The organism is Mycobacterium sp. AT1 (assembly GCF_002043095.1).
Taxonomy (GTDB): Bacteria; Actinomycetota; Actinomycetes; order Mycobacteriales; family Mycobacteriaceae; genus Mycobacterium.
On sequence record NZ_MVOC01000127.1, the window covers coordinates 1 to 7,942 of the forward strand.

Sequence of the window (7,942 nt, forward strand, 5' to 3'; positions counted from 1 at the left end):
ACAGCGTCGACGATCGTCGAGGACGTCGTGCAGCAACGGCGTGGCGACCTCGTCGAGCTGTCCCACTCGATTCACGCCGAGCCGGAGTTGGCATTTGCCGAACATCGCAGCTGCGCCAAGACCCAGGCGCTGGTTGCCGAGCGCGGCTTCGAGGTCACGGCCGGGGTAGCGGGACTGGACACCGCGTTCCGCGCCGTCTTCGGCAGCGGCTCGCTGGTCGTCGGCATCTGCGCGGAGTACGACGCGCTGCCGGGTATCGGTCACGCTTGCGGGCACAACATCATCGCGGCCTCCGCGGTCGGAACGGCGCTGGCGCTGGCAGAGGTCGCCGACCAGCTGGACCTGACCGTCGTCCTCCTCGGCACCCCCGCGGAGGAAGCCGGTGGCGGCAAGGCGCTGATGCTGGACGCCGGCGTGTTCGACGACGTTGCGGCGACGGTGATGCTGCACCCAGGCCCGATCGACATCGCCCGCGCGCGGTCGCTGGCGTTGTCCCAGGTCGCCGTCGAGTACCTCGGGCGCGAAGCCCACGCGGCCGTCGCGCCGTACCTCGGACTGAACGCCGCCGACGCCATCACGGTGTCCCAGGTGGCGATCGGCCTGCTGCGTCAACAACTCGCGCCGGGTCAGATGGTGCATGGCATCGTGACCGACGGCGGGCAGGCCACCAACGTCATCCCCGCCCGCACCGAGATGCACTACACGATGCGAGCCAACGACTCGGGATCGCTCAAGGAGCTGGAGGCCAGGATGTCGGACTGCTTCCTGGCCGGTGCGGTGGCCACGGGTTGCGGTCACCAGGTCGAGGCGACTGAGCCGTCCTACCTCGAGCTGACGCCCGACAAGTGGCTTGCCGACGTCTTCCGCGCCGAGATGGTGCGGTTCGGCAGGACGCCCGTCGCTGCGGAGTTCGAGGCGGCACTACCGCTCGGCAGTACCGACATGGGCAACGTCACCCAAGTCATGCCGGGCATTCATCCCATCGTCGGCATCGACGCCGACGGTGCATCCATCCATCAGCAGGCGTTCGCCTCGGCCGCCGCCGGGCCGAGCGCCGACAAGGCCGTCATCGAGGGAGCCGTCATGCTGGCCCGCACCGTCGTGGAGCTCGCCGAGACACCCGCGCAACGCGACAGGGTGAGCCAGCTCAAGACGGAGCGGGATAACGCATGAGCATTCAAGATTCGACCAACGCATGGTTGGCCGCCAACTACGACGAGCTGGTGGCCTGGCGACGGCACGTCCACCAGCACCCCGAGCTGGGGCGCCAGGAGTTCGACACCACGCAGTTCGTGGCGTCGCGGCTGGCCGACGCCGGCCTCAACCCCAAGGTGCTGCCGGGTGGCACCGGACTGACGTGTGACTTCGGGCCGGAGCACGCGCCGAGGATCGCGCTGCGGGCCGACATGGACGCGCTGCCGATGGCCGAACGCACAGGGCTGCCGTTCTCGTCGCTGACCCCCGGTGTCGCGCACGCCTGCGGTCACGACGGGCACACCGCGGTACTGCTTGGCGCGGGGCTGGCGCTGGCGTCGGTCCCCGAACTTCCCGTCGGCGTGCGGCTGCTCTTTCAGCCGGCCGAGGAGCTGATGCCGGGCGGCGCCATCGACGCCATCGCGGCGGGCGCGTTGAACGGGGTGTCGCGAATCTTCGCACTGCACTGCGATCCGCGGCTCGAGGTCGGCAAGGTCGCCATCCGGCCCGGACCGATCACCTCCGCGGCCGACCAGGTCGAGATAACCCTTCACTCACCGGGCGGGCACACCTCGCGCCCGCATCTGACCGGCGATCTGGTGTACGCGCTTGGCACCCTGATCACCGGCGTCCCCGGCGTCCTTTCGCGGCGAGTCGACCCACGCAACAGCACCGTCATGGTGTGGGGCGCGGTCAACGCGGGCGTCGCGGCCAACGCCATCCCGCAGACGGGCAGCATCGCGGGCACCATTCGCACCGCAAGTCGCGAAGCCTGGGTGGTGATGGAAGAGCTTGTCCGCGAGATCGTTTCGTCGCTGCTGGCCCCGCTGCAGGTGCAGTACAGCGTCCACTACCGACGAGGCGTGCCGCCCGTGGTGAACGAGTCGGTGTCGACGCGGATCTTCACCCACGCCATCGAGGCCATCGGTCCCGACGTCCTCACCGACACCCGCCAATCCGGTGGCGGCGAGGACTTCTCCTGGTACCTCGAGGACGTCCCCGGCGCGATGGCGCGGCTGGGCGTGTGGCCGGGCGTCGGGCCGCAGCTCGACCTCCATCAGCCGACGTTCGACCTCGATGAGAAGGCGTTGGGCGTCGGGGTTCGGGTGTTCACCAACATCATCGAGCAGAGCGCGGGGCTCTAACTGCCCTGACTGGGTCCAGGACCGATGTTGCGTGCTGGCCTGGTACGGAGGTCGTGCACGTATTCCGCTGGCGCGCCTGCGATCTCGGCGGCTTCGGCCATCACGCCGAGGTAGCGGGCCGACGGGATGCCGCCCTCCCACGCGTCGACGACGTAGAGCCAAGCGAGCACCGGATCGGTGCTGGTGTCGGAGGTTTCGCGGTGCACCCGGCAGCGGATCTTCTTGTGGAAGCCGAGCTCCGAGCCCTCCCAGCGGTCGAGGTTCTCCTCGTCCTCCTTGGTCATGTCGTAGAGGACGACGAAGACCTTGGACGTGGGATCCTCGACGAGGGTCGCCAGCGCGCCCTCCCAGCTGAGATCCTCGCCACCGAAGGTGAGACGCCACCCATGAATCCACCCCGTCCCCGCCATTGGCGAGTGCGGCGCACGCTGCAACATCTGCTCCGGATGCATGTTCGATCCGTAGGCGGCGTAGATCTGCACGGCGGTAAGCCTAAGGGGTCCAACTTGGCCCAGTCGCCTAACCACCGGGTTGAGTTGGACACAGCAGACTAAGTTGGTCCCGTGGCTACCCGCATCGTGATCATCGGCGGCGGCCCCGCCGGGTATGAAGCTGCCCTCGTCGCAGCGGGCCGTGGCCCGGACGTAGCGCAGGTCACCGTCGTCGACTCCGACGGCATCGGCGGCGCTTGCGTGCTCTTTGACTGCGTCCCGTCGAAGACGTTCATCGCGTCGACCGGGGTGCGCACCGAGTTGCGGCGCGCCAACGGGCTCGGCTTCGACATCAAGATCGAGGACGCCAAGATCTCGTTGCCGCAGATTCACAACCGGGTGAAGACGTTGGCCCGGTCGCAGTCCGCGGACATCGGCTCCAACCTGTTGCGCGAGGGCGTGTCGATCGTGCACGGGCGCGGCGAGCTCGTCGACGATCTCCCCGGCATGGCTCACCACCGGGTGAAGGTCACCACGACCGAGGGCAAGGTCGGCGTGCTCAAGGCCGACGTCGTGTTGATCGCCACCGGGGCCCGTCCTCGCGTGCTGCCCCATGCCGCGCCCGACGGCGAGCGGATCCTGAACTGGCGTCAGCTCTACGACCTCACCGAGCTGCCCGAACACCTGGTCATCGTCGGCTCGGGCGTCACCGGGGCCGAGTTTTGCAGCGCCTACACCGAGCTGGGCGTCAAGGTCACCGTGGTGGCCAGCCGCGACCAGATCCTTCCGCACGAGGACTCCGACGCCGCCGCCGTGCTCGAGGAGGCCTTCAACGAACGTGGCGTGAAGCTGGTCAAGAACGCGCGCGCCGACTCGGTCACCCGCAGTGGTGACGGCGTCGTGGTGGCGATGGCCGACGGCCGCAAGGTCGAGGGCAGCCACGCCCTGATGACGGTCGGCTCGGTGCCCAACACCGAAGGTCTGGGGCTCGAGAAGGTCGGGATCGAGCTGAGCCAGGGCAACTACCTTTCGGTGGACCGGGTGTCACGCACGTCCGCAGCAGGCATCTACGCCGCTGGCGACTGCACCGGCCTGCTGCCGCTGGCCTCGGTCGCCGCGATGCAGGGCCGCATCGCGATGTATCACGCGCTGGGCGAGGGGGTGTCGCCCATTCGGCTGCGCACCGTCGCGGCCGCCGTCTTCACCAGGCCCGAGATCGCCGCGGTCGGTGTTCCCCAGACCGCGATCGACAACGGGACGGTTCCCGCTCGCACGCTGATGCTGCCGCTGACCACGAATGCCAGGGCAAAGATGTCGCTGTTGCGCCGCGGCTTCGTGAAGATCTTCTGCCGTCCGGCCACCGGCGTCGTCATCGGCGGCGTCGTGGTCGCACCCATCGCCTCGGAACTGATCCTGCCCATCGCGCTCGCCGTGCAGAACCGGATATCGGTGACGGATCTCGCTCAAACGCTGTCGGTGTACCCATCGCTGTCCGGCTCGACGGTCGAGGCCGCCCGAAGATTGATGGCTCACGACGATCTGGACTGAAGCCACGTAGGCTCGGAGCCGTACGTCTACCGACGAGTAACGAGAAGGGGCATGGCCGTGAGCGACGCTCGTGAGCGAACCACCGGCGCAGTCGACCCGATCCCCGGACCTGGTAACGGCCAGACTCTGCTCGGCCCCGAGTGGCGAGCTCAGGCGTGGGAACGCCTCGGAAGTGAGCAGTTCGACGTCGTCGTCATCGGAGGCGGCGTCGTGGGCGCCGGGGCCGCACTCGACGCGGCGACCCGCGGGCTCAAGGTGGCTCTCGTCGAGGCTCGCGACTTCGCCTCTGGCACGTCGAGCCGGTCCTCGAAGATGTTCCACGGCGGCCTGCGCTACCTGGAGCAGCTTGAGTTCGGTCTCGTCCGCGAGGCGCTGCACGAGCGCGAACTGTCCCTGACGACGCTGGCGCCTCACCTCGTGAAGCCCTTGCCGTTCCTGTTCCCGCTCACCAAGCGGCTGTGGGAGCGGCCCTACGTCGCGGCGGGCATCTTCCTCTACGACCAACTGGGCGGCGCGAAGTCGGTGCCTGCGCAGAAGCACCTCCTCAAGGCCGGCGCTTTGCGCCTGGCGCCCGGGTTGAAGCGCAGTTCGTTGATCGGCGGAATCCGCTACTACGACACCGTGGTCGACGACGCGCGGCACACGATGATGGTGGCGCGCACCGCGGCTCACTACGGCGCGGTGGTGCGGACCTCGACGCAGGTCGTGTCGCTGCTGCGCGAGGGCGACCGGGTGACCGGCGTGCGCGTGCGAGACTCCGAGGACGGTGCGTCCACCGAGGTGCACGGGCACGTGGTCGTCAACGCCACCGGCGTCTGGACCGACGAGATTCAAGCCCTCTCCAAGGAGCGCGGCCGGTTCCGCGTGCGGGCGTCGAAGGGCGTCCACATCGTGGTGCCGCGGGATCGCATCGTCAGTGAGGTGGCGATCATTCTGCGGACCGAGAAGTCGGTGCTGTTCGTCATCCCGTGGGGCACGCACTGGATCATCGGCACCACCGACACCGACTGGAACCTCGACCTGGCGCATCCCGCCGCCACCAAGGCCGACATCGACTACATCCTCGAGACGGTCAACACCGTGCTCGCCACCCCGCTGAACCACGACGACATCGATGGCGTCTACGCCGGCCTGCGACCCTTGTTGGCGGGGGAAAGTGAAGAGACCTCCAAGCTTTCGCGTGAGCACGCGGTGGCCACGCCGTCGCCGGGTCTCGTCTCCATCGCCGGTGGCAAGTACACGACCTACCGGGTGATGGGCGAGGACGCGATCGACGCGGCCAGTGTGTTCGTCCCGACCAGGGTGGCGCCGTCGATCACCGAGAAGGTGCCGCTGATGGGGGCCGACGGATACTTCGCCCTGATCAACCAAACCGAACACGTCGGCGCCCACTACGACCTGCACCCGTACCGCGTTCGGCATCTGCTTGACCGCTACGGTTCGTTGATTGGCGAGGTGCTGGCCATGGCCGAGGGGCGTCCAGAACTGTTGGCGCCCATCACCGAAGCGCCCGTCTACCTGAAGGTCGAGGCGTACTACGCCGCGGCGGCCGAGGGGGCATTGCATCTCGAGGACATCCTCGCGCGGCGCATGCGCATCTCGATCGAATACCCGCACCGCGGCGTCGACTGCGCCCGTGAAGTCGCCGAAGTCGTTGCGCCCGTGTTGGGTTGGAGCGCCGAGGACGTCGACCGCGAGGTGAACACGTATCGGGCACGGGTCGAAGCCGAGGTGCTGTCACAGACCCGGGCCGACGACGAGTCGGCCGACGCCCTGCGTGCCGCCGCACCCGAGGCGCGTGCCGAGATTCTCGAGCCCGTGCCCTTGACGTGAGGCGCCCTGCACCCCTTCCGGTTCGGGACGGCCTCGGGCCGGTTCGGGTGAGGTTGCGCGGGGGTGCTGTGCTAGTCGAACTGGCCGACCGGTTCGGCGAGGCGGCGGCGACGAAAGTGCTTGCCGGCGAAGTCGTTTGCGCGGACGGAACCGTCGTCGGGGCGGCGACGGTGCTTCCGCCGAATGCGGACGTGTACCTGTATCGCGACCTGCCCGACGAGATTCCCGTCCCGTTCGACGTGCCCGTCCTGTATCGCGACGACAACATCGTCGTCGTCGACAAGCCGCACTTCTTGGCGACCATGCCGCGGGGAGGGCACGTCGCCGAGACGGCGCTGGTGCGACTGCGGCGCTCGCTCGACCTGCCGGAGCTCTCGCCGGCGCATCGGCTGGACAGGTTGACGGCTGGGGTGCTGCTCTTCACGGTGCGCCGCGAGGTTCGCGGGGCCTATCAGACGATGTTCGCGCGCGGTGAGGTGAGCAAGACCTATCTGGCGCGGGCGGGGGAGTCGGGGTTGGACTTCCCCTTGACGGTCCGAAGTCGAATCATCAAGGAACGCAGTCGGTTGCAGGCGTTCGAGGAGGCGGGTGAGCCGAATGCCGAGACGCTGGTCGAGCTGCTGTCCGGTGAGGGCCTGTACCGGCTGACCCCGCGCACCGGGCGTACCCACCAACTGCGTCTGCACATGGCGTCGCTGGGGCTGCCCATCCTTGGCGACCCGTTGTACCCCGACGTGCTCGACGTCGCACCGGACGACTTCACGCGACCGTTGCAGCTACTGGCCCATCGCTTGGAGTTCGAGGATCCCGTCGCGAAGGTCGGCCGGTCGTTCGAGAGCACCCGAACGCTGTAGGGCGGCGTGTTCTACTGACCTGGTGGATCGCACTGCATTCGACGCACTCTTCGACATGACCGGCCGCACCGTCATCGTGACGGGAGGTACCAGGGGCATCGGGCTTTCGTTGGCGGAGGGCTTCGTGCTGGCCGGTGCCAACGTGGTGGTGGCCAGTCGCAAGGCCGACGCCTGCGAGGAGGCGGCCGCCCATCTGCGCGGCCTTGGCGGACAGGCGATTGGCATACCGGTCCACGCGGGTGACGTCGAGGGGCTCGACGTCCTGGTGGACGGCACCGTGGCGGAGTTCGGCGGCGTCGACGTGTTGGTGAACAACGCCGCCAACGCATTGGCTCAGCCGCTCGGCGAGATGACCGTCGAGGCGTGGGCCAAGTCCAACGACGTCAACGTCCGCGGCCCGGTCTTCCTGACGCAGAAGGCGTTGCCGCACTTGAAGAACAGTGGCCACGCCGCGGTGCTGAACATGGTCTCGGTCGGCGCCTTCGGCTTCGCGGCCGACCTGTCGATCTACGCCGCGGGCAAGGCCGCGCTGATGTCGTACACGCGGTCGATGGCTGCTGCCTTCGTCGGTGACGGCATCAGGGTCAACGCCATTGCGCCAGGTCCGATCGACACCGACATGATGCGCAACAATCCGCAGGAGGCGATCGACGGCATGACCCGCGGCACGCTGATGAAGCGCTTGGGGACCCCGGACGAGTTGGTGGGCGCCGCACTGCTGTTGTGTTCTGACGCAGGCAGTTACATTACGGGGACGATGATCATCGTGGACGGCGGCGGCACCCCGCGCTAGCCCCGGTCGTTGGCGCGAGCGTGCGTGTCTGTGGGCGACACGCCGGGTGGATGTCGGAGTTTGTGCACGCTCGCATGGTGGTCAAATCCCTCGTGCCGCCGGCGAGCTCTCCGCCGGGGAGTGTGAGTGCCCGCCTCTGAGCGA

At 68.3% G+C, this 7,942-nt stretch carries 7 protein-coding genes; 6 read left to right on the forward strand and 1 reads right to left on the reverse strand.

What is annotated here, in order from left to right; genetic code table 11:
- A partial coding sequence (locus B1790_RS33970; RefSeq protein ID WP_233165450.1) for a M20 family metallopeptidase occupies nucleotides 1–1,173 on the forward strand: 1,173 nt, incomplete at its 5' end.
- Nucleotides 1,170–2,339 carry an amidohydrolase gene (locus B1790_RS33975; RefSeq protein ID WP_079927652.1) on the forward strand — a complete coding sequence of 390 codons (1,170 nt, stop codon included), beginning with the start codon at nucleotides 1,170–1,172 and terminating at the stop codon, nucleotides 2,337–2,339. The genes B1790_RS33970 and B1790_RS33975, both read left to right, overlap by 4 nt.
- On the opposite strand, the gene B1790_RS33980 is transcribed toward B1790_RS33975, so the two are convergent.
- A complete protein-coding gene (locus tag B1790_RS33980) occupies nucleotides 2,336–2,821 on the reverse strand; it encodes a gamma-glutamylcyclotransferase (protein WP_079927653.1) in 486 nt (161 codons plus the stop codon). The two genes, B1790_RS33975 and B1790_RS33980, sit on opposite strands and share 4 nt — an antisense overlap.
- Before the next feature lie 81 nt (nucleotides 2,822–2,902).
- Here B1790_RS33980 and B1790_RS33985 point away from each other — a divergent pair, with 81 nt between their 5' ends.
- The 4 genes from B1790_RS33985 to B1790_RS34000 are packed head-to-tail and all read left to right on the forward strand — an operon-like array spanning nucleotide 2,903 to nucleotide 7,798.
- Entirely contained in the window at nucleotides 2,903–4,318 is a 1,416-nt protein-coding gene (locus B1790_RS33985) for an NAD(P)H-quinone dehydrogenase (RefSeq protein WP_079927654.1), read from the forward strand.
- Nucleotides 4,319–4,375: 57 nt separating this feature from the next.
- Nucleotides 4,376–6,151 carry a glycerol-3-phosphate dehydrogenase/oxidase gene (locus B1790_RS33990; RefSeq protein WP_369832472.1) on the forward strand — a complete coding sequence of 592 codons (1,776 nt, stop codon included), beginning with the start codon at nucleotides 4,376–4,378 and terminating at the stop codon, nucleotides 6,149–6,151.
- Nucleotides 6,148–7,005, forward strand: coding sequence for a pseudouridine synthase (locus B1790_RS33995; RefSeq protein ID WP_079927656.1), 858 nt, complete (start codon nucleotides 6,148–6,150; stop codon nucleotides 7,003–7,005). Before B1790_RS33990 ends, B1790_RS33995 begins: the two co-directional genes overlap by 4 nt.
- Before the next feature lie 22 nt (nucleotides 7,006–7,027).
- Nucleotides 7,028–7,798, forward strand: a complete 771-nt coding sequence (locus B1790_RS34000; RefSeq protein WP_079927657.1) for an SDR family NAD(P)-dependent oxidoreductase — start codon at nucleotides 7,028–7,030, stop codon at nucleotides 7,796–7,798.
- The last annotated feature ends 144 nt before the right edge of the window (nucleotides 7,799–7,942 follow it).